Annotated in this window: 21 protein-coding genes; 8 read left to right on the top strand and 13 right to left on the bottom strand. The window is 34.6% G+C overall.

The genetic code is table 11. The features are described 5' to 3' along the window. Nucleotides 1-83: 83 nt before the first annotated feature. Together OZP09_RS01625 and OZP09_RS01620 are read right to left on the bottom strand one after the other, a co-directional pair. Nucleotides 84-1,472, bottom strand: coding sequence for a sensor histidine kinase (locus tag OZP09_RS01625; protein WP_281310163.1), 1,389 nt, complete (start codon nucleotides 1,470-1,472; stop codon nucleotides 84-86). A gap of 126 nt (nucleotides 1,473-1,598) precedes the next feature. Further along, complete coding sequence (locus OZP09_RS01620) at nucleotides 1,599-2,510, bottom strand: DUF6625 family protein (RefSeq protein WP_269236188.1); 912 nt, start codon at nucleotides 2,508-2,510, stop codon at nucleotides 1,599-1,601. A gap of 539 nt (nucleotides 2,511-3,049) precedes the next feature. On the opposite strand from OZP09_RS01620, the gene OZP09_RS01615 reads away from it, so the two are divergent. The 4 genes from OZP09_RS01615 to OZP09_RS01600 all read left to right on the top strand — a co-directional run bounded on the left by OZP09_RS01615 (nucleotide 3,050) and on the right by OZP09_RS01600 (nucleotide 6,790). Further along, nucleotides 3,050-4,054, top strand: coding sequence for a glycoside hydrolase family 43 protein (locus OZP09_RS01615; protein ID WP_281310162.1), 1,005 nt, complete (start codon nucleotides 3,050-3,052; stop codon nucleotides 4,052-4,054). 40 nt (nucleotides 4,055-4,094) lie between these two features. Then, a complete protein-coding gene (locus OZP09_RS01610; protein WP_269236186.1) occupies nucleotides 4,095-5,225 on the top strand; it encodes a BT3233 family polysaccharide utilization protein in 1,131 nt (376 codons plus the stop codon). Between the two features lie 92 nt (nucleotides 5,226-5,317). After that, entirely contained in the window at nucleotides 5,318-6,358 is a 1,041-nt protein-coding gene (locus OZP09_RS01605; RefSeq protein WP_269236185.1) for a LacI family DNA-binding transcriptional regulator, read from the top strand. A gap of 225 nt (nucleotides 6,359-6,583) precedes the next feature. Continuing rightward, a complete protein-coding gene (locus OZP09_RS01600; RefSeq protein ID WP_269236184.1) occupies nucleotides 6,584-6,790 on the top strand; it encodes a hypothetical protein in 207 nt (68 codons plus the stop codon). Between the two features lie 143 nt (nucleotides 6,791-6,933). On the opposite strand, the gene xth is transcribed toward OZP09_RS01600, so the two are convergent. The 3 genes from xth to OZP09_RS01585 all read right to left on the bottom strand — a co-directional run bounded on the left by xth (nucleotide 6,934) and on the right by OZP09_RS01585 (nucleotide 9,473). After that, entirely contained in the window at nucleotides 6,934-7,713 is a 780-nt protein-coding gene (xth, locus tag OZP09_RS01595) for an exodeoxyribonuclease III (RefSeq protein ID WP_281310161.1), read from the bottom strand. Beyond that, complete coding sequence (locus tag OZP09_RS01590) at nucleotides 7,694-7,927, bottom strand: hypothetical protein (RefSeq protein WP_269236182.1); 234 nt, start codon at nucleotides 7,925-7,927, stop codon at nucleotides 7,694-7,696. Before OZP09_RS01590 ends, xth begins: the two co-directional genes overlap by 20 nt. A gap of 115 nt (nucleotides 7,928-8,042) precedes the next feature. Next, nucleotides 8,043-9,473, bottom strand: coding sequence for an exonuclease domain-containing protein (locus OZP09_RS01585; protein ID WP_269236181.1), 1,431 nt, complete (start codon nucleotides 9,471-9,473; stop codon nucleotides 8,043-8,045). A gap of 281 nt (nucleotides 9,474-9,754) precedes the next feature. Here OZP09_RS01585 and OZP09_RS01580 point away from each other — a divergent pair, with 281 nt between their 5' ends. The 3 genes from OZP09_RS01580 to OZP09_RS22575 all read left to right on the top strand — a co-directional run bounded on the left by OZP09_RS01580 (nucleotide 9,755) and on the right by OZP09_RS22575 (nucleotide 12,018). After that, entirely contained in the window at nucleotides 9,755-10,411 is a 657-nt protein-coding gene (locus OZP09_RS01580; RefSeq protein ID WP_269236180.1) for a YciE/YciF ferroxidase family protein, read from the top strand. 99 nt (nucleotides 10,412-10,510) lie between these two features. Then, nucleotides 10,511-11,470, top strand: a complete 960-nt coding sequence (locus tag OZP09_RS22580) for a DEAD/DEAH box helicase (RefSeq protein ID WP_349293619.1) — start codon at nucleotides 10,511-10,513, stop codon at nucleotides 11,468-11,470. A 14-nt stretch (nucleotides 11,471-11,484) separates the two neighbouring features. Then, the gene (locus tag OZP09_RS22575; RefSeq protein ID WP_349293618.1) at nucleotides 11,485-12,018 is read left to right on the top strand and encodes a hypothetical protein; all 534 of its coding nucleotides are present in this window, start codon (nucleotides 11,485-11,487) and stop codon (nucleotides 12,016-12,018) included. An 81-nt stretch (nucleotides 12,019-12,099) separates the two neighbouring features. Here the strand turns inward: OZP09_RS22575 and OZP09_RS01570 are convergent, their stop codons facing one another. Together OZP09_RS01570 and OZP09_RS01565 are read right to left on the bottom strand one after the other, a co-directional pair. After that, nucleotides 12,100-12,570 carry a hypothetical protein gene (locus OZP09_RS01570; RefSeq protein ID WP_281310160.1) on the bottom strand — a complete coding sequence of 157 codons (471 nt, stop codon included), beginning with the start codon at nucleotides 12,568-12,570 and terminating at the stop codon, nucleotides 12,100-12,102. A gap of 106 nt (nucleotides 12,571-12,676) precedes the next feature. Continuing rightward, entirely contained in the window at nucleotides 12,677-12,976 is a 300-nt protein-coding gene (locus OZP09_RS01565; protein WP_269236178.1) for a hypothetical protein, read from the bottom strand. Between the two features lie 222 nt (nucleotides 12,977-13,198). On the opposite strand from OZP09_RS01565, the gene OZP09_RS01560 reads away from it, so the two are divergent. Continuing rightward, complete coding sequence (locus tag OZP09_RS01560) at nucleotides 13,199-14,248, top strand: endonuclease/exonuclease/phosphatase family protein (protein WP_269236177.1); 1,050 nt, start codon at nucleotides 13,199-13,201, stop codon at nucleotides 14,246-14,248. 132 nt (nucleotides 14,249-14,380) lie between these two features. Here the strand turns inward: OZP09_RS01560 and OZP09_RS01555 are convergent, their stop codons facing one another. The 6 genes from OZP09_RS01555 to OZP09_RS01530 form a co-directional block, all read right to left on the bottom strand. Next, complete coding sequence (locus OZP09_RS01555) at nucleotides 14,381-14,605, bottom strand: hypothetical protein (RefSeq protein ID WP_269236176.1); 225 nt, start codon at nucleotides 14,603-14,605, stop codon at nucleotides 14,381-14,383. Between the two features lie 197 nt (nucleotides 14,606-14,802). Next, a complete protein-coding gene (locus tag OZP09_RS01550) occupies nucleotides 14,803-15,261 on the bottom strand; it encodes an RNA methyltransferase (protein ID WP_163397865.1) in 459 nt (152 codons plus the stop codon). Between the two features lie 41 nt (nucleotides 15,262-15,302). Continuing rightward, nucleotides 15,303-16,538 (bottom strand): McrC family protein, encoded by a 1,236-nt coding sequence (locus OZP09_RS01545; RefSeq protein ID WP_269236175.1) that lies wholly within the window; start codon nucleotides 16,536-16,538, stop codon nucleotides 15,303-15,305. Then, complete coding sequence (locus OZP09_RS01540) at nucleotides 16,531-18,426, bottom strand: McrB family protein (RefSeq protein ID WP_269236174.1); 1,896 nt, start codon at nucleotides 18,424-18,426, stop codon at nucleotides 16,531-16,533. The genes OZP09_RS01545 and OZP09_RS01540 overlap by 8 nt, the downstream gene beginning before the upstream one ends. A 31-nt stretch (nucleotides 18,427-18,457) precedes the next feature. Beyond that, nucleotides 18,458-19,801 carry a restriction endonuclease subunit S gene (locus tag OZP09_RS01535; RefSeq protein ID WP_281310159.1) on the bottom strand — a complete coding sequence of 448 codons (1,344 nt, stop codon included), beginning with the start codon at nucleotides 19,799-19,801 and terminating at the stop codon, nucleotides 18,458-18,460. Further along, entirely contained in the window at nucleotides 19,801-21,261 is a 1,461-nt protein-coding gene (locus OZP09_RS01530) for a class I SAM-dependent DNA methyltransferase (RefSeq protein ID WP_269236171.1), read from the bottom strand. The genes OZP09_RS01535 and OZP09_RS01530 overlap by 1 nt, the downstream gene beginning before the upstream one ends. Nucleotides 21,262-21,300: the final 39 nt, after the last annotated feature.

The raw sequence follows: 21,300 nt of genomic DNA, 5'->3' as shown, positions 1-21,300 counted from the left end.
ATTTCAGGTTGTACAATAACTCATCTTATTACTTTAAGGGAATTATGTGATATGAATTAAAGAAAACATTGAAGTTTATATTTCTACACATGAACAACTCTTGGACTTACTAATGGTAAGGTAAACTTAAAAGTAGTACCTTTACTATCATTGTTTTCTACCCAGATTTTTCCTTTATGTATATTTATAAATTCGCTGCAGAGCAATAAACCAAGTCCGCTGCCTGTTTCATTTTCTGTTCCCTTTTGAATTACTTTTCGGTTAATTTTAAATAATTTGTCTTTAATTTCATCAGGAATTCCAATCCCGTTATCAATGACAGCTACTTCAATCTTTCGATCTTTTTTTATGAGTTTTATTTCAACTTTACCATTTTTGTCTGTAAATTTAATTGCATTGTTCAGTAAATTCCGTAAAACAGTATCAATCATATTTTTATCTGCTTGAACTTCAATAACATCACCTGGTTCAAATAAAAGATGTATATTTTTATTTAATGCGGCATTTTTATGTAGTTCAATATTTTCTTCAATCAGTGTATTTAAGATTATCTTTTTAGGGCTGAATGTAATCATTCCGGTTTGTACTCTCGACCATTCTAAAAGGTTTTCCAGTAATTTGTAACTGTTTTTATTTGATTGACATAAAATTTCCGAAATCTCTCTGATTTCTTCACGGCTGTATTTTTCTATGTCTTCAGCCAATAATTCAGAAAGGGATGCTGCTGCGCCTACCGGTCCCCTCAAATCATGCGATATAATGGAAAAGAATTGGTTTTTGTCATCCAAAAGTTTCTGTATTTTATGATCTTGTTTTTCTTTAACCAGAAGCAAAAAACCTATAATTCCAACAAGGGCTACCAGAAATAAGCTAATACTATAAAGGCTGTCCAGTGTATTGTGGGAAAAAAAAATATTTTGCGGATAGATGTACCTGTAAATAGCGCGTACCATGATCAGAATCTCAAATACAACATAACAGAGTACATAAAATGTTCTGAAAAAATTTTTCTTCCTTTTTTCAGTAAAATAATGAATCGTTGGTGGTAAATAAATGGCAAATATCCCAATTGCCCCTATTAAAACACGGGTATTTATTGTACATCCTAAAAAGGTTCCGACATTAAAAATTATTATCGCAGCTAACGTAATTGCAATCTGTAATCTGAAACGTTTTTTGGTATTAGTTTTAAGAAGCGATAACATTGCTACTGTTTCATAACAACAGGCACAAAAAACCATAGAATTAGCCAGATTGATCGATAGAAAATTGTCTATAATATTTCTTAAAATAATCAGTACCCATGCGATGGTCAATAATAATTTTCCTAGACCAAACCATTTTAGTATTTTTCTGCTTTCAATTGTAGCATAGGAAAATGAATAACTAAAAATAAGAATACAGGTAAAAAAATTTCCCCAAAAATATAGCAAAAAAATGGTTTTTGGATCTATCAGTATAACTTCGGGCATTATTGGTTTTGGTTTTTTAAGAAATAGGGTAGACAAAGATACAAATTAAGCTTTAACATTTTCATAAAAAACCCTGATTACCAAACTCTTTAGAAAAATTTACAAAGAAAAATCACAAACTGTTTATTAAAGCTGAAAAATTCGTACTTTTTTAAAGATTTTCCTTTTGGGTAACATCTTTAGTCCGGCTAACCTCCAGAAACTATTTTTATTAATGCCTTTTTTATTGAAATAAAAAATATTGGGTATAGGGTATATTACGGTTTTATCTTCACATTCGTTTTTGTATTGTATCATATCATAGAACAAGCATTCTTTTTTATTTGAATATATAATCCGTCCATTATCCCACCTCATTTTATTACTCATTCTTTTATGCATGTAGGACTCAAAAAGAACCTTTATTCTTTTTTCTTTGTGTGCTTTACAAACTACATGAGTCATGCTTATATGATCTGGAAAGTCGAAAACTGTTATACCGGGTGTCTGTAATTCATCAAATAGAAAATCACATTCATCAAATCCTGAATATTCATTAGAAGAGAAAGCTTTTTGATAATCAGGGCTTTCCATAAACAAAGTCCGCATTAAATCATTATTGCGAAACAAACAAAATGTTCCCGTTATAAAATCCTTGTGTGCACTTATAAGATCATATTGATTGCAGATATTGGGTGTGATAAAACTCCTGATGTCCCCATACATCATATCAATATCACCATGTCCCCAATAATCATATTTCTCAAGAATATCCTGAAACAGTAAACCATAAGCAGGCTTGAAGTCACATATTTTATAAGGATTGTCGAAATTCACTTCAAAACCAAATTTTGTAGCTGTTACAGCCTTGAAGTCTTTTAATGATTTATTAATTATAATAACATTTAAAGGTTTATCCGGGATTTCCTGAGTATTGCCTGTTACAATTATAAAGTCAATTGTTGGATTGTGGGCACAAGATTTGATGAAATAAGGGAAATACCATGGGTAATCTCCATACCAGCAGGTTAACAGGGCTATCGAATACTCTTGATCCATTTGTTTTAATTTAAAGTAACTGAATTTTGAAAGGAAAATCTTTGAAAGAAAATGTTATCAAGAAATCAAGCCTGTCCTGTTTCTTTTTTTAATTCTTTGATTCATTAATTCATTAATAATATTAATCATTTAATATATTATTCAAAAAAACAAAATTATTCTAATTAAAATAAGAAGTTTTCATTATTTATAATGATTTTGCACTTCTCCATCAGAAGTTTTTTTTATTATTAGAATGAAATTTAAATGAGTTATGCTACAATAGTAATGCATTTAGATTTTTTTACTTAAATTATTTTTAAATATTAAGTGCATTTATAAAAAAAATGCCTTTTTTTGTAAGTGTTGATTATACAATTATTATAAATATATAATTATTAGTGAAGTTTACTTTACGTTTTTAGACATACTAATTAGTGTTCAAATGGTGAGTATGATAAACCCAATTGCATTTACACAAGAGACGTCAAAAAGCTGCTTAGTGACCAGTTTTTACAAATTATTTTTACAAGCATAAATAAATAAATATATAAATAAACATGAAATTAGTTCGAATTTTAATTTTGGCAATAATCGCCGGAATCAATCCATATCTGGGCAATTCACAAACCATTGCATTCAATAATCCAATTGCAGAGCAGCGAGCTGATCCATGGGTATATAAAGCAGATAATGGTGACTATTATTTAATTGCAACAGTGCCTGAATATGATCGTATTGTATTACGAAAAGCCAATAGTATTAACGGATTAAAAGAAGCGAAAGAAAAAGAAATCTGGCACAAACATGAAAAAGGAGTAATGGGCAGCCATATCTGGGCGCCTGAACTGCATAGAATAAACGGTAAATGGTATATTTATTTTGCTGCAGGGGAGTCTGAAAATATCTGGAATATAAGGATGTGGGTCTTGTCAAATCCTTCCGCAAATCCGATGGAAGGTAAATGGACAGAAGAAGGTCAGTTGAAAACACAAAAAGAATCGTTCTCTTTGGATGCAACTACTTTTGAGCATAAAGGCAAAAGATATCTTATATGGGCACAAAATGTAAGGGGTGGGGATAATGGAACTGCTTTGGTCCTGTCTGAAATGAAAAACGCAACCACTCTTACAGGACCTGAAATTATTTTAACAGAACCTGAATTCAGCTGGGAAAGGGAAAAATACAATGTAAACGAAGGTCCGGCCGTAATTAAAAAGAACGGAAAAATATTTGTAACCTATTCAGCCAGCGCCACAAATCATAACTATTGCATGGGTTTGTTATGGATTGATGAAAATACTGATTTACTGAATACTGCGAATTGGCATAAAGCTCCGGCACCCGTATTCTATACAAATGAAGAACTAAAAAGATTTGGGCCCGGACATAATTCATTTACTACAAGCGAAGACGGAAAATCTACTATAATGATTTATCATGCAAGGGATTACAAAGAAATTCACGGTCATGAATTATCTGATAAAAATCGTGCAACACGTGCAAGAGTTGTAGAATGGACAAAAAGCGGTTTCCCGGATTTTATGCAAAACAAAAATGATTAATATCTGTAATGGTGTGTCACGATAATTAAAATCAATGTTCATGAAGTCAATTAAACTCTTTTTTTATTTCGCTTTTAGTATTCCGATGTGTTTTTGGGCACAAAATAAGGCAGCTATTAGTATCGAAAACCATTCGGATTTAGATCGCAAAGAGGCTGTTGTAGCCATAAGCTGGAAAAACATTTTAGAACGTTATCCTGAAATCGATACTTCAAATTTTGTTGTAATTAATCCAAAAACGAAGAAACAGGTGATTTTTCAGTTAGAGCACCGAATGTCTTCTGTTATTCAGAATTTGCTGGTTCAGGTAGATATAAAAGCAAAATCAACACTGACTCTTTTTGTTCAGAAAGGAAAGCCCGAAGTATTTACAGTAAAGACCTATGCCAGGTATGTTCCGGAACGCAAAGATGATTTTGCATGGGAGAACGATCAGATTGCTTTTCGTACGTATGGCAAAGCAATTGAAGGGTCAAACGAAGATGCTTATGGTTTTGATGTATGGGTCAAACGAACTAATAAAATGGTCATTAATGAACGTTATAAACTGGCAGATTACCATACCGATCACGGAGATGGGTTGGATTATTATCAGGTTGGGCATACATTAGGTGCAGGAAATATGGCACCATATGTAAAAGATACTATTCGCTATTCAGCTAATTATCATCGGTGGAAAATGCTCGACAATGGTCCGTTACGATCCACTTTTCAATTGATTTATGATACATGGAATGCTGGCGGAATAAAAGCCAGTGTAATAAAAACCATATCACTCGATGCCGGTTCACAGCTCAGTCGCATCGAGAATAGCTACACTTTTGATGAAACACAAACATTGCCGGTTGTCGCAGGAATCAGCAAAAGAGCTAATCCCGGAAAGATTTTACTCAATGAACAGCAGGGAATTATGGCATATTGGGAGCCAGCTTCTGATAAAAATGGCACAACAGCTACAGGAGTCATATTGACGACGCCGGTCAGCAATATGTGGGCAGACAAAATACAGCTCTTAGCAAAAACTACAGTTCAAAATAATGAACCCATCATTTACTATTCAGGTGCGGCATGGGATAAAGCAGGAAAATTTACGGATGCAAAGAAATGGTTTGACTATCTGGAAAATTTTTATCATGAAATAAATAACCCTCTGGTTGTAAGTGTAAAATAGAGCTGTTTACCGCACAAAAACACCTGAACTAACGACTTTAATAATTTTTACCCAATGGTTACAAGTAGATTCATTAAAATATATTTACAACAATGAACACAAAAAGAATCACGATATACGACTTAGCAAAAGAACTTGGACTTTCGGTATCTTATGTTTCCAAAGCCCTGAATGGTAAGCCGGGTGTAAAGGAAGAAGTAAGGCAGGTTGTTTTAAAAAAAGCCGCCGAAATTAATTTCAAACACAATACACAGGCAGCAAACTTAAGACGTGGTTCATCCATGACCCTTGGTGTAATTGTACCTCATATCAATCAGAATTTCTTTTCGGATGCTATTTCCGGAATTGAGAAAGCATGTACTGAAAACAAACATAATCTGATTATTTGCCAGTCTCATGAAAAATCAGATGTTGAAAAAACAGCTATCGAAACTCTTATTCACCAGAATGTCGACTGCATTTTGATCTCTCTTTCTAAAGAAACACAGTCTGCTAATGTTCTCGGGCAGGTTTTAGAACATAAAATCAATGTTATTCAATTTGACCGCTGTGATGAAAATTTTCCGGGTCACAGAGTTATAAACGACAATAAGGATGCAACTTATAAAGCTGCAAAAAGCATGATTGATGAAGGTTACCAGCGGCTTGCATTTATTGGTGGACCGCTGCATATGGATTTATATATGAACAGGAAAGAAGGTTTCATCAGAGCGATTAATGAAGCCGGAATGTACGTTCCGGATCATTTTATTGTAGAGGATAATATCAGTAAAGAAAATGCTTTTCAGACTGCCCTTAAGCTTCTTGCATTACCAGAACCTCCTGACGCATTCCTGGCTATATCAGATATTCAGGCTTTGGGAATTATGCTGGCCATTACGCAATCCGGACTTAAGATACCTGAGGATATTGGTATTTTTGGATATGCTAATGAACCTTTTACGGAAATCATTACACCTTCTATATCTTCCGTAGATCAAAATAGTGAAAGACTGGGGTATCAGGCAGCCATGGTTTACTTTGATCATATTTTGAAGAATAAGGAAAGTGACGAAGTGATAACCAAAATAATTGAATCAGACCTTATTATCAGGAGCAGTTCTAAGAGAAACAATATTGCTGTTGTTTTGTAATTTGATGTTTTAGGAACTATAACCATTTTAAATATTTATAGCTGACCAATTTTTATGAGATAAAGTTAAGGCTGATAATTTTTAAAAAACAAGAAATTCATAACATCTTAATATTTAATGTATTAATACTGGTATTCTATAAAAATTAATAATAATTATGTAAGAATTTAAGGTATTCAACACCTAAATTTGAAATTATTCAATATTAATAAAAAAGATGTTATTATGAAAACACGTATCAAAACCAAAATTGCCTTGTTAGTTCTTGTAGCCGGACTTTCTTTTTCCTGTAAAAAAGCAGATACTGTTCCTGCAGATGCAACTTACGACTCAACCGCAGTAACTGTTGATTCTACAGCTATAGATACTACAAATGTTCCTCAGGATACTACTACGGTAATTACAGACACCACAGCTGTTCCAAAACAGTAGTGCAATGAGATTAAAAAGAATAGGTAGGGATTCTATCTATTATGATTCATTACTTTATAACACTAGTTATTGATTCAGAAGCCTGCAGTATTGATTATTGCAGGTTTTTTTTCTATTATGTGATTTTTTAAATGGCTAGGTTTTTACTTTACATCATGGAGTTCAATCCAAACCGGTGCATGATCACTGGTTTTTTCCCAGCCCCTGACATGACGGTCAACACCACCGGCAATTAATTTTTTAGCTAGTTGCGGACTTAATAAAAAGTGATCAATTCGTAGACCGGCATCTCTTTCGTAAGCTTTTCTGAAATAATCCCAAAAAGTATAGATTTTTTCATTCGGATATAAAGTACGGATAGCATCTGTCCATCCCTGTGTCACAATATTGTTAAAAGCTTTCCTGACTTCCGGTCTGAAGAGGGCATCTTTTAGCCATTTTTCGGGTTTATAAACATCTAATTCAGTAGGCATAACATTGAAATCACCTATCAGAATTACAGGAGTTTTAAGGCCAAGCAAGATTTCAGCACGATGAGAAAGTCTTTGGAACCATTTTAACTTGTATTCGAATTTAGGTCCCGGTGCCGGATTGCCATTCGGAAGATAGAGGCACGCAATAACGATACCACCAATAAGTGCTTCGATGTAACGACTTTGAACATCTTCTTCATCTCCGGGAAGTGTCCGGGTAATTTCTTCAATTTCAAGATTGCGGGTCAGAATAGCAACTCCGTTCCATTGCTTTTGTCCATGCCATATCGCATTATAACCCGCATCCTGTATTGCTTTGATCGGAAATTTATCCTGAGGTGCTTTTAACTCCTGAAGGCAAACAATATCGGGTTGAGCTTCTTCAAGCCAGCGAATGAGGACATGTAAACGGCCGTTAACACCATTTACATTATAAGTAGCTATTTTCATTTTGAACCTTTCTTAGTCCAATTGAATTCATTTCGCTGTTTTTTCCAGGGCAATCCACAGTTGTAGTAGTAGTATCAGGTAAGTCATCCCAATGTCCCCAGTCTCCTCTGTAGGCTTTTCTATAAATAAAATCGATATTATCGGCTAAACAAATCTGGCTGTGTAGAGATTCTGTACTGTAGGCTGTGCTGTTGTATGTGTTTGAGTTTTCCATGATTTGAGTGTTTTAGATAAGTACAAAAATACAGCAGCAATCGCTTTTTTAACTTATATAAAAATCATGAAGTGTTATGTAATTCACATATTTACAACACAATAACGTGATTATGTTATAAGCCGTGAATAAAATCAGCTTCATCTAACGATATGGAGATGTTTTTAAGATTCTTTTTTGGAACTCTTCCCTTAAAAACTTTTCCAGGATATTTCTGGGCGTAACTATTAATAAGATGCATAATATACTGATTGCTTATATAAGGTGTTACATAATCCTTTACCTCAGACGGATCCGCAAATCCAATATCGGATGCAACATAGCCCATGCCGTAAAAATGTCCGTTTTCAACCCAGATACAGCTGCGTTCGGTTGCAGAACGGCCTTTATCAAGAATAGCAAAGCTAGATCTGCTGCTTAGCACATAATCAATTGCATTTTCTATTTTTTCATTATGTGTCTGCACTTCGGGCAAAGGCGTAGTATTGTCCGGAAAAATTTCTCCTGCAGTAGTGATGCCGTATTTGCAAAACCGATTATCAATTTCAAACTCCTGTTTCAGGCTCATAAGCATATTTATGCCTTCATGAACGGTATTGAAATGTTCAATGCAGGTTTGAAACTTGCTGAGTTTTCCAGTAACTAAATATTTATACCCGCTTCGGGCTTCATACTCATACAATCCGTATTTGGGTTCGAAACGCTTTAGTGCCCTGTTATAAACCGGCCAGAGCTTTTTTATTTCAGTACATTCCAGCAGTAAAGCCATAAGTTCTGTAGCACAGACTTCAAAAGATATCGCATGAATATCCCGAAGAAAATGCTGCCGCTGGGGCGTGATTTTATGACCGCTGAAATGTGACGCAACACGCTTTTTTAAATTGATTGCTTTTCCAACATAGATTACCTTGTTTACCTGATTATAAAAATAGTAAACACCTGGTTTTTCGGGTAAAGCGTCAAAATCTTCAGGAGGAAGGTTAGGAGGTAAACGCTGGTCCAGTGCCGTATTTTTAATCATTTTTTGCAGATGACCATCGGCATCCCATTCTAATAATCGGGAGAATAGTATAACTGTAGCATCTGCATCCCCGCCGGCGCGATGCTGGTTTTGTAACGGAATATCCAATGACTTGCAAAGATTTCCAAGACTGTACGATTTATATCCCGGGCGAATTTTTCTGGCTGCACGAACGGTACATAATTTTCTTGCTTTCCATTTAAATCCCGATTTTTCCAGTTCATGACGAACAAAAGTATAATCAAAATTCACATTATGTGCAACAAAAATGCGGTCTGTAAGGAGCTCAAAGACTTTCTCTGAAATATCATCAAAAATGGGAGCATTCCGTACCATTTCGTTATTAATTCCGGTCAGTGCAAAAATAGGAGCGGGGATTTCCTTTTGAGGATTGACCAGTGTCTCAAAACGATCAATAATACTTTTGCCATTATGGATAATAATAGCAATTTCTGTAATTCGGCTGCCACTGGCATTCCCGCCTGTGGTTTCAATATCTACGATGGCATATTCTGTCTCTTTCATCTTCTGTCACAACCGGAAGCCTGATCTGTCCGGGGAATGCAAAATTAAGTCAGAAGAGACTAATTTTGATGCAGTTGTAGTTCTAAATTGTAACAAAAGTCATTTTACTTATAATGTAAATAGGGAAGCAGAAAGCATAGAAGTCTTTTCTGCTACAGCGTACATTTCATTTAGTCACAATAAAAAGGCAAAGATTTGAATAGTGTAAGTATTTAAAAAATTTCTGTAAAGTAAATTCAGTAGGTACAGGTAAATTTGGATATACTTAAAAATTAATTATTATGAAAACCGCAGAAAAAAATACCACAGCTACAAAAGCTAAAACTACAGCAGCAAAAAAAACAACGGCTACAAAAGCCAAAACAGCTGCTCCAAAAAGTAAATCAGCAACAGCATCTAAAACAAATGCAGCAGGAGTTGTAAAAGCAAAATCATCTGCAGCAGATGGATTAAGAGAATTGTTTATAGATTCGCTTAAAGATATTTACTGGGCAGAAAAAGCGTTGATCAAAGCATTGCCTAAAATGGCAAAAAATGCTACTTCTGAAAATCTGATTAAAGCGATTAACGAGCATTTAGCCGTAACCGAGGAACAAAAGGAAAGACTGGAAAAAGTGTTTTCTTTAGTTGGGGAAAAACCGGTTGCTAAAAAATGCGATGCGATGGAAGGTCTTATTAAAGAAGGCGAAAGCATCATGGAAGAAACCGAAAAAGGCCCTGTTCGTGACGCCGGAATTATTGCCGCATCCCAGAAAATAGAGCATTATGAAATTGCTACTTACGGAACATTAGCTGCTTTTGGTGTTACTTTAGGTGAAGACGACGCAGTACTTTTACTGGAAAAAACACTGGCAGAAGAAAAAGAAGCCGATACACTATTGACTGAGGCTGCCTACAATACAATCAACTTTGATGCTGCCGAAGAGGACGAGAAATAATAATCTCTGACATTAAAATCATTTAAAACCTGTATTATGTAATGATACAGGTTTTTTTCACTTAATACAGCAGATACAAGATTTAAGACAGCACCTGACATGGAAAAAACACTACAATCCAAAACATCATTTTACGGGTATCAGGAAAGGGATATTGATGCTATTTTTGAGGAAATAGCCACTACATCAAAAAGCAGGCTTTTATACCAATTACCAACTGGCGGCGGAAAAACCGTTGTATTTTCAGAAATAGCCAGAAGATTTATAGAACAGTTTAATAAGACGGTTGTAATCCTGACACACCGAAAAGAATTATGCACCCAAACTTCGGCTACGCTTAAAAAGACAGGTGTCGAAAACCGGATCATCAGCAGTACAAGCAATAATTTCAAAACAGACTGCAATTGTTATGTGGCGATGGTAGAAACATTGCGAAACAGAATTAAATCCAAAAAAGTAAAGGTTCAGGATGTGGGTCTCGTGATTATTGACGAAGCGCATCATAATTCTTTCCGGAAATTAATGGGTAGTTTTAAAAAGGCCTTTATAATTGGAGTAACGGCAACTCCTTTTAGTTCTGATGTTTCAAAACCAATGAAAAAACAGTACAAATCACTGATAACAGGAGAAGATATTGCATCCCTGATTGCGAATGGTTTTCTGGCAAAGCCACAATCCGTTGCTTATGAGGTAGAACTGAATACCTTAAAAACCGGAATTCATGGCGATTATACAGTAAGTTCTTCAAACGAATTATACAGTTCGCCTGCCATGCTTGATTTATTGCTTCAGGCTTATACAGAAAAGGCTAAAGGAAAAAAAACACTTATTTTTAATAATGGTATTGAAACTTCTCTAAAAGTATGCGAAGCTTTTACGGCTGCGGGTATTGCCATCAAACATCTGGACAATAAAACGCCGAATCAGGAGCGGAAAGAAATTTTGCAATGGTTCAAAAGAACAAAAAATGCTGTACTGACTTCGGTTTCGATACTTACCACCGGTTTTGATGAGCCTGGGATTCGGAATGTCATTCTTAACAGGGCAACAACATCATAACCCTTTACCATCAAATGATAGGACGCGGATCCCGAAAGCTTGCTTCAAAAAAAGCGTTTACCATTATTGATCTGGGTAATAATATCCAGCGATTTGGTGAATGGCAGGATCCTGTGGACTGGAAATTTGCCTTCGAGCATCCTGAAGCTTTTGCAAAACAAATGCGGTACCAGCCGGGTTCCGGATCTTCGGTACAATCTCATGCACTTTCGGCCGAATTAAGAGCGATGTTTCCTAAAACACTTGAAATGACGTTTGATATCGAAAGCTATTATCAGGAAGCTATTGATACCGATAAAAAACCGAAAACGGTCATTCAGCAATCTGTTCGTCAGCAGGCTAAGATGTGTCTGGAGAATGCCGAAACACTGACTCAGGCAATTTCGCTTGCTGAAGCATTAGCACCTGAAATCGAATGGCGCGTAAAACAATATGTAAAATGTCTGGATAACGCCAGTAAAAATTATAAGGAGTGGCTGATGGAGGATTACCAAAACCGACTGAAAGGGCTGATTATAAAATTATATCCAAAATGGCATTCTGAGTAAATCACACCAGGCAGTAAGTTAATCCTTATTATCTCTATACTCCCTTATAATCAGGATATTTCTATTTTTTGATACTGCTTTTTAATAATTAACTTCCACCCTGAATTTTCCAAAATAAGGATTTTCAGCCATTTGCGAATGCCCAATTACTAAAACGTGGTTTCCTTTTTGCGTCAGCGGAATTTTTAAATCCATTCCAAACGGGCCGTCTGAAGTTTGATCTGGAAAAATAATCTGGTTGAAACGAATGTTTCCTTTACCTGATGGTGTAATTATTTTTGCGTTCAGTTCACCCGGATTTTCATTTTTAAACACAACATATATTTTCTGATGAATGGAATCTAAAACGCCTTCAGCTGCAAAGAAACCCTTTTCATTTCTGTGTTGCATGTAAATTGTATCACCATTTTGCTTATTCTCCTGAACTTTTTTTTCTGCTGTGATTTCCTTTGTAGAAACAGGATCCGAAGGATAAACAGTATCTTTTTTATTTTCCTTTTGCTGGCATGAAAAGAAGAAAGCAGCTAATATAGTGAGTAGTGAAACTTTCATAACATTTTTTTTAGTAAGCCTCTCAAAATGTAGTATTTTGAAAGGCTTTATTAAATCATAATTTCAACTTAAGATGGCGTAAATTTCAATTTGATACTTATAAAAACTAATCTATTTTATAACCGTCGTCAGCAAATGTATCGGGTTCGGTAATTTCTTCCTGATCGTAATTTTCTTCTTCATTTTCTTTTGGATCTTCCTCTTGTTCATCATTTTCATCAAAATCATTTTCAAAATCATCAAGATCAAGTGCGTTCGAGAATTCGGTATCCAGATTTTCATTTTCGGTAGGTTCAGCAGTTTCTTCGTCGCTGTTTTCCTGTTCGTATTGATCAATGTAGCTTTGATTGTCGGGGTTGAAAGTATAATCGTCCTGATTGTAATTTCTTTCGTTATCTGTTGTCATAATAATATCTTTTATGGGTTAATTCTTTAAATGATTGCTTTTCAGGCTTAGTATCTTTCTAAAATTAACAACAAGCGTCCCGTATTTCTTTATACGATTCTTGGAATTGCTTACTTAATTATCATTTATATTGTAGCTGTGCTTTATTCCGTATTTATTGCCAATTAGTAAAAAATACGTTATCTTACAGTTATATAATATTAAATTCTTGTATCCCGGTTTATGCAGTACTTTTTCTTTGTCCTTTCTATTATATTGGCAATTATTACTTTTATTCCACTCATTAAAAATGAATACTGGATCTTCCGGGTTTGCGATTATCCAAGACTTCAGAAACTGGTTCTTACTACTATCTGCATTGTATTTCTTGCATTTTACAGTAGCGGAAAGGAGTATGATTTTAATGATCTGCTTTTGCTTATCATGGTGGTAAATGCATGCTACCTTTTAAAACAAATACTGCCTTTTACAGTGCTGGGAAAAAAACATGTGCAGCGCATTACTACTGAAATACCCGAAAACAGATTCAGTGTCATGATTAGCAATGTGTATCAGTTTAATACCAATTACAAAGGCTGTCTGGAAGAAATCCACAAAGCAAATCCGGATGTGGTGCTTTTGCTGGAAACGCACACTGTCTGGGAAAAAGAAACGAACTCACTCGAAGAACATTTTCCGTTTTATAAAAAAGTGCCTTTAGAAAATACGTATGGCATGTTGTTGTATTCTAAACTGGAACTTCGAAATACCGAAGTAAAATATCTGGTCGAAAACGACATTCCTTCTATCCATACCCAAATTATTTTGCCGGGCGGACAAGCCGTTCAAATGTTTGCAGTGCATCCTGAGCCGCCTGTTCCTATGGAAAATCCAACCTCGAAAGAGCGGGATAAGGAACTTTTATTAGTTGCCGATCTGGCCAAAGATTCAGACTTGCCGGTAATTGTGATTGGTGATCTGAATGATGTGGCGTGGAGTTACACCACCGAACTTTTCCTGAAAATGAGCGGACTTCTCGATCCAAGAAAGGGGAGAGGGTTCTACAATTCTTTTCATGCCCATTATCCTTTCCTGAGGTTTCCTTTAGATCATGCTTTTATTTCGACGCATTTAAAAATTAGGGAAATGAAAAGGCTTCACAATTTTGGCTCGGATCATTTTCCTATTTTCATCAGCCTGCAATATGAAGCGGCAGCCGAATTAGAACAGGACGAAATGCAGCCGGATAGCGAGGATATAGCTATCGCGAAAGAGAAAAAAGGGGCAGATTAAACCCTAAAATATCTGGTATAAACAATAAAATCTCCCTAAGAAGATTTTATTGTTTTTTCTATTGGTATAAGCTTATCGCTTTCTTATATTTTTAGTAACTCTAAATTCCTATGCAATATAAATTTAGTTTTACTAGCTATTGGTAGCAGCACTTCCGGAACTTCCTGCGCCACCTGAATTATTATTGCCGCCTTCTTCCTCATAACGGTTCGGATCTGTTCCATCCTCATCGCGCTGGTCATCCCAGTCTCCGTTGTTCGCTTCTTCACGCTCATCATTGTTTTGTGCCTGCGCAAGCTGTGCATGATAAGGGCATTTTGCTAATGCTTCGCTGGTGTAGCGATTCGAATTTTCCATGATTTAAAATTTTAAGTTATTAATACTCTTAAAAGTAGGGCAATGAAACGTTTCTATTTTATATCAAATGATGGATTTATTACTAAATTAGCACTAGTAACTTTTTAGGGATTCGTCAGTTCGAGTATTTTTTGTGCAGAGAAACGGAACAAAAAATGTATCGAGAACCGTCTTTAATGATATTTTTTTTCTCGGAATTAAGAACGAGGCTTAGGCAAATTCCGGTCATACATCACAATAGTTCCTGCCACAGCAACGTTTAAACTTTTTTCAGATTTGAATTTCACCAGATGATGGCATTTTTCCATTGTTTTTTTAGGCAAACCGTGATCTTCTGCGCCTAACAGGTACACACAGCGTCTGGGATGTTCAAAGGTTTCTAAGTCTGAAGCACTTTCATGTAATTCCACACCAACCAATCGCGCTCCTTTGGGTAAATTTTCAAAAAAAGCTTCGAAATTCTCATAGTGAAAATACGGAATCGCTTTTACCGCATCATGTGTATCACAGGCTTGTTTGGCATACCGATTGCCAATCGTAAATATAAAAGTTGCCCCCAGGTTTTGAGCCGACCTCCACAAAACACCCAAATTTTCAGGCGTTTTACCATTGTGAATGCCGATGCCAAAATATTCATTTGTAAAATTATCATTCATGGGGCAAAAGTACGAAGTGTTAAGTATAGTTAGTTTTCTTTTTATATAAACTTCGCTATAATTTCATCACCAATTTCATCATTTAAACATTCTTTATTTGATTTGAAAATAGAAATTTTGCCTAAACAACATTCATGCTGTTTGAATTTTTGCTTATTATCAACTCTGTACTCATGAACATGATGATTTTGAAATGGTATAAATGGACTAAAATCTGTTGTATTTGATGGATACAAAAGCATTGCTTTTGTAGATTTCCAATACTCATTATAAACATACATTTGACGTAAATCATTTGTTGAAGGGTTACTGCAGTCGATATTTTTCCATTTGGTGTCAATGATATAGGTTATATCCCCATTTTTCATTACAATATCTGGCCGGATAGAAATACCATTCCAAAAAAGTGTTGATCGCTGTCCTTCAACAATAATGTTTTTAGTGTTTTGTTTGAGTCTGGCTAAAATATATTCTTCCCATAAAGAATTCATATCAAATAATAAAGCCAGCATGTTTTCAGAACCACTTGAAATATTGGGGGCAAAGTTTAATATAATGAATTTTGAAATTGCCAAAGCAGTTTCGTAGGGTGCCGTTTTCCTGTTTTTAGGAATTTTAGAAAAAGTAGCTTCAGTTACTGAGATTGTTTTTACGTCAGGAAAGTCAAGCTGAACTGTTTTGCATTTCGAATACAGGTAACTTCCTTTTGAGCATTTCTCGACAATTTCTAAAGCTTTAAAAAGGATTTGATGTACCAAATGGTCTTTGTCATAAATTTGGTGTGTCGTATAAAAACGTTCTTTGTGAACCAGATTTTTACTAATGTGCCCTGCGAATTCTAATTTCCCTTTTAAAGCTTTTACATTACTGGTCTCTTTGTAATATTGTTTGATTAAACCCTGATGAATCAAGGTTTGAACTTCTCCAAGAAACCACTCAAAATAAAGATCCAAAAGATGTATTTTTTGTCGGCTTACATTGGCTTCTCCTACTTTTTGAACTTTAAGTTTTTTAGTTACCCGAAGCATTTCTATTAAAGCCTTTTGCCAGGTATTAATACTTTTACCATCATTATCAATTTTTGGTAAAATCTCAATTGTTAATCCGGCAACCTGAATAACGCCTACGTATTGTTTGAATTTGATTCCGTTATGGCGTAAGTCAAAATATTTGTCATTATGCAGCTCGTTCAATTTTGACAAAGCAACAAAATGAGTTTGTGTAAATTTGCTATCAATTGGCAAAAAGCTGTGTTCAAAAACCTGAATTTTATTCATTTTCTGTTTCTGAAATTTCAGATATTTTAATACTAAGAAGAGATCGAACTGCTTTGATTATATCAAAATCTTCATCTATTTCTTTTAGTCTTAATATTGTTCCATTGTCAGGATATTGCTGAGTAGGAAATGAAGCAAATATATCTTTATTATATTTTGTATATTTTTCAAAAAAATCTTTACCTATGATTAGTCCAATTTTTTCGTAATCTCCATAAAAATATTCTTGAAGTAATGGTATAATGCAATTTTTAAAAACTTGCTTTAGCCCTTCAATATCATTATTTTTTAGTTTGATAAAATAGGAATGACCAATTGTATGGTCTCTATCCAATAATACTTCTATTCTGTCATTAATGATGTTTAATAATTCTCCTAAATTAAAATCTCTAAACTGAATTTTTACAAGATCATCATACTCTGGCATCATTTCAGTAAATGAAAAACGTCTTCTTAAAGCGGTGTCCAATGCTTCCACACTTCTATCAGCAGTATTCATTGTACCAACGATATAAAGGTTAGGTGGTACCCCAAATTTTTCTTTACTATAAGGTAATATAACTTCTAAGGCTTCGTCATTACCTAGACGTTTGTCCTCTTCTAGTAGTGTAATTAATTCTCCAAAAATTTGAGATACATTGCCACGGTTAATTTCGTCAATAATCAATACAAATGGTTTTTCCTTTTTATTTACTATTGTAGAAGATTCAACAGGCTTATATTGTTTTAATTTTTCTAATATTGGTGGATAGTAAATACCTACTCCAGTTTGTCCTATTTCTCTAACTTCATAATAATAATCTCGTAATGTTGATTTACTCAACGTATGCCCAGTACCTCCGCTAGATTTTTTAAATTGTATTGAAGAATCAGTAAATCCAAGAATTGTAAAATCTTTTCCCTGCGTTTTCATTGGAAATAATAAGTCATTATTTTCTTCCCATTCTTCTATCAAATTGTCAAGAGCTTCGTCGAATGCTAATAATCCTGAATTCTTTTTAGCATTTAACCAATTATCATTTGCTAATGAGCTAATGTTTTTAAATATTCCATTATTAATATTATAAATAACATCTTGTTTCTCATTAATATTAGGTTTGATTCCCTCAATGAAATCTTCATAACTCATGTTTTGATGGAAAGTGGTAAAGAAAATTTGTTTCTCAGCTACCAATCTATCATATTCATCCTTTATAAAATTTCTCTCTTGACTAAAATCAAAGCTTGGATCAATAATATAAATTGCCTCATTAATTGTATGATAGGTTTTACCTGTTCCAGGAGGACCATACAATATTTGATTTAAAGGGATTTTACTTAAAGTATTTTCTACGCTTTCTTCAGATGGGGATTCAATCATTGGTAATAATTGTTTTGTTATGTAGTTTCCTAAAAATTCAATGTTTTCCGATACAAATGGAAGTATTAAATCGATTAAAGAATTCCAGTCTTTAGGGAATGTTTCATCAACTTTCCATGATTTCGAAGTATTTTGTTGTAATATGTTTCGATCAGCAGAAAAATTATTTTTACTATCTGAAAAATTAACATCAATATCAGAACTAAAATATAGTTCCTCTTCATGTACATAAAACTGAAGCTTTAAAAAACATTTCTTTTTAATTTTTGATTGAAACTTTTTTTCAATGAATCCTGTTAGCACATAAAATTTCAATTTAAACCCTTTGCCATAACCAGCCATTCCATTGGGTTTTTCATTGTAATTATTTACTAATGGAATATTTAATCTTTTAGAGATTTCATTAAAAAGATATTGTAATTTATGTCGGGTGTCAAAAAACCAAATTGTACCGGGATTATTTGAATTATATCTAGTATCAATATTATCAATAAAATTTTGTTTTTCGTTTATTTTAAAATATTCCATTTTTTGTAATTATAATCTCTGCAAGTTTGTTTTAAATAGCCTTCTTTTTTTTAGTACGTTTTTCAACTTTCCCTATATTTTTTACTTTCCCCACTGTAGCTTTTAAGGCTTCAATCTCTTTCAACAACTCCCTCGCATCACCATCACTATCCAACTGCTCCGTAAGCTCTCCTTTAAATGCTTTGTGCAATATGGCTTGTGGCAAATTATCTATTTTTTCTTTTAGCGTCTGGTATTGTTTTTCGATGGCATCGGCTTTGGTAAATAAACTTTCTACTCGGGAAACGATTTCTCGCTGTTCTTTTAACGGAGGTATTGAAATAGTATAGGTAGAAAAACTGCGCCCGGTTAAGTGTTTAATTGTTGTTCCTGTAAATAACTGAGTTAATTTATTATTGATTGTGTCAACTCTTAAATTATAAAGAAAAAAATCAGGTAATACATTTTCATTTAACCTGATTCTGTGAAGAGCTTTTTGAAAAATGACATCATTTCTTTCATATTTCCATATTGCAGATCTACCAGGTTCACCTCCTTCACAAACTAAAACATCACCTTTTAGTAAAATATATTTATGAATTTCATTAGGTTCAATTTTCAATTGCTTTAAATTAGTAAAGTCAATTTCAAACCATCTTATATTTATATTGCCTAAATAATTAATTAATTCACCTGTGTTTTTAGCACCATCAAGCATCTTCCCTAATTTTGAAATAGAAAAATCTGAAAGTTTCATTTTTTTCCACTCTTCCAATTCCTTCCCAACTCTCCAGCTCTCCGTCAACTTTCCAGAAACAGCCTGCGTCAAAACCTGCTGTCTGAAATTTTTAAGCAATACAGGAACAGTTGCCATACTGGTTTTTATTATTTCCAGCTGAGCAAACAGCGTATCTAGTTTGGCTACAATTCGGTTTTGTTCAGGAAGTGGAGGGAGAGGAAATGTAATCTTTTTAGCATTTAAATCATTTATTGCTACTTGTGTTGTTCCTGATGCTAATTCATTTTTTTGATTATGAAAGATATCTGATTTAACATAGTAAAATAAATACTTTTGATTAATTGTATTACTATAAACTCTCAACTGAATGAAACCTGTTGAAAATAATGCATCTTTACATTTTTCATTTATTATAATCGCCTTATCAGTTTCAAACATCCTTGCTTGTAAAACGTCTCCAACTAAAACTTCACGGTTCGCTCTTGATGGTTTTTGTTTAAAGAGATACAATCCTTCAATTTTGAAACTATTATCTTTTATACTACCTGTAGAGAAATATTCTTTTTCTATACCATAAGGTTTTACCCCTGTTTTCACAGGCTCAGTTGCATTATACAAATAAGTTTCAACCCAATTCTTTGGCAATTGCATTTCCATTAACTCAATTCTTTAATCATAGCGTTCAATTGCTCCGTAATACTTTGCAATTCTAAAAGGGCTTCTTTGGCAATATCAATAGGTTCGCCTAAATCGTCAGAGTTGGTCAAAGAGCTGTCTGCAATTAAACCTAAATCTAAACTGTAGTTCTTTTTTTCGATTTCGGCGCGCGAGATGCAGTTCCAGCGTTCGTCTTTGATGGTTTTTCGTCTGGTTTCGTCAATACTTCCGTCGTATTCTTTTTCTACCCTGTCAAAAGGAATGCCGCCGGTATAGGCCAGAACGAAATCTTCAAACGCTTTTTCGGTAAAAGGCGTTCGTTTTCCGTAGCTTGGCGCATTGGTACGCATATCATAAAACCAGACATTTTGGGTATTGTTGGTTTCTGTTTTTTCTCTGGTAAAAAATAACACATTGGTTTTTACTCCCGCAGCATAAAAAATTCCGGTTGGCAAACGCAAAATAGTATGCAGATTGCATTTGTCCATCAGGTCATGGCGAATTTTTTGTCCGTCGCCGTCTTCAAAAAGTACGTTATCAGGCAAAACTACTGCCGCTCTGGCTTTTCCGTCTTTTTTTAAGCTGCGGTAAATGTGCTGTAAAAAGTTCAATTGTTTATTACTCGTCGGGAATGTAAAATCGTCACGGGTTGGGCGTTCGCCACCTTGTTTCGTTCCAAATGGAGGATTGGCCAGTACGCCGTCAAAATCTTTGAGGTTTTTACCAAATTCGGTCAAAGTATCGTTTAGATGGATGGTGCTTTCCATGCCGTGTAAACGGGCATTCATCAAAGCCAGTCTGTGCGCATCTGGAACTAATTCAACACCCGAGAATGCCTGCGTGGTTTGAAACTCTCTTTCTTTTTCAGACAAATGAAAATAACTGTCTGTTTTACTGCGTAAATAATGGTCTGCCGAAATCATAAAACCAAAGGTACCCGCTGCAGGATCTGTCCAGCGTTCGCCAACTTTTGGCGCCATCAGATCGACCATGATATTAATCAGTGGGCGAGGGGTAAAGTACTGTCCGGCACCGCTTTTCTTTTCGCCAGCATTTTTTTCTAATAAACTTTCATAAATGTCTCCCATAACATCACGATCGTCTTCTTCGTACCAGTCCAGTTTGTCGATAGCGGTAATCAGAGAGCGAAAGTTTACCGGTTTGCGTAAACTGGTAGAGGCATTGCTGTATATTTCTTTGATGCTGTTGCTTTCGGTTTTGGTGCTTACAGTTGCCAGAAATTCACGGTAACGGGCAAAAGCTTCGTTATTGTCGTGTTCATTTACAAAATACTGCCATTGGTATTCTGCCGGAATTTTGTCATCAAAACCTTTTACTTCGCTCAGTTTTAAGAAAAGAATATAGGTCAGCTCGTTCAGGTATTCGTGATAGGTTACACCATCATCACGCAATACATTACAAAGATTCCAGAGTTTATTGGCTATTTCTTGTGCGCTCATTAATTCTTAGTTTTTATTGTTTAAGGTTTAAAAGTTAAA

The sequence above is a fragment of the Flavobacterium flavigenum genome, from assembly GCF_027111255.2.
Lineage (GTDB): Bacteria > Bacteroidota > Bacteroidia > Flavobacteriales > Flavobacteriaceae > Flavobacterium > Flavobacterium flavigenum.
This window is presented reverse-complemented; position numbering and strand designations above follow the sequence as displayed.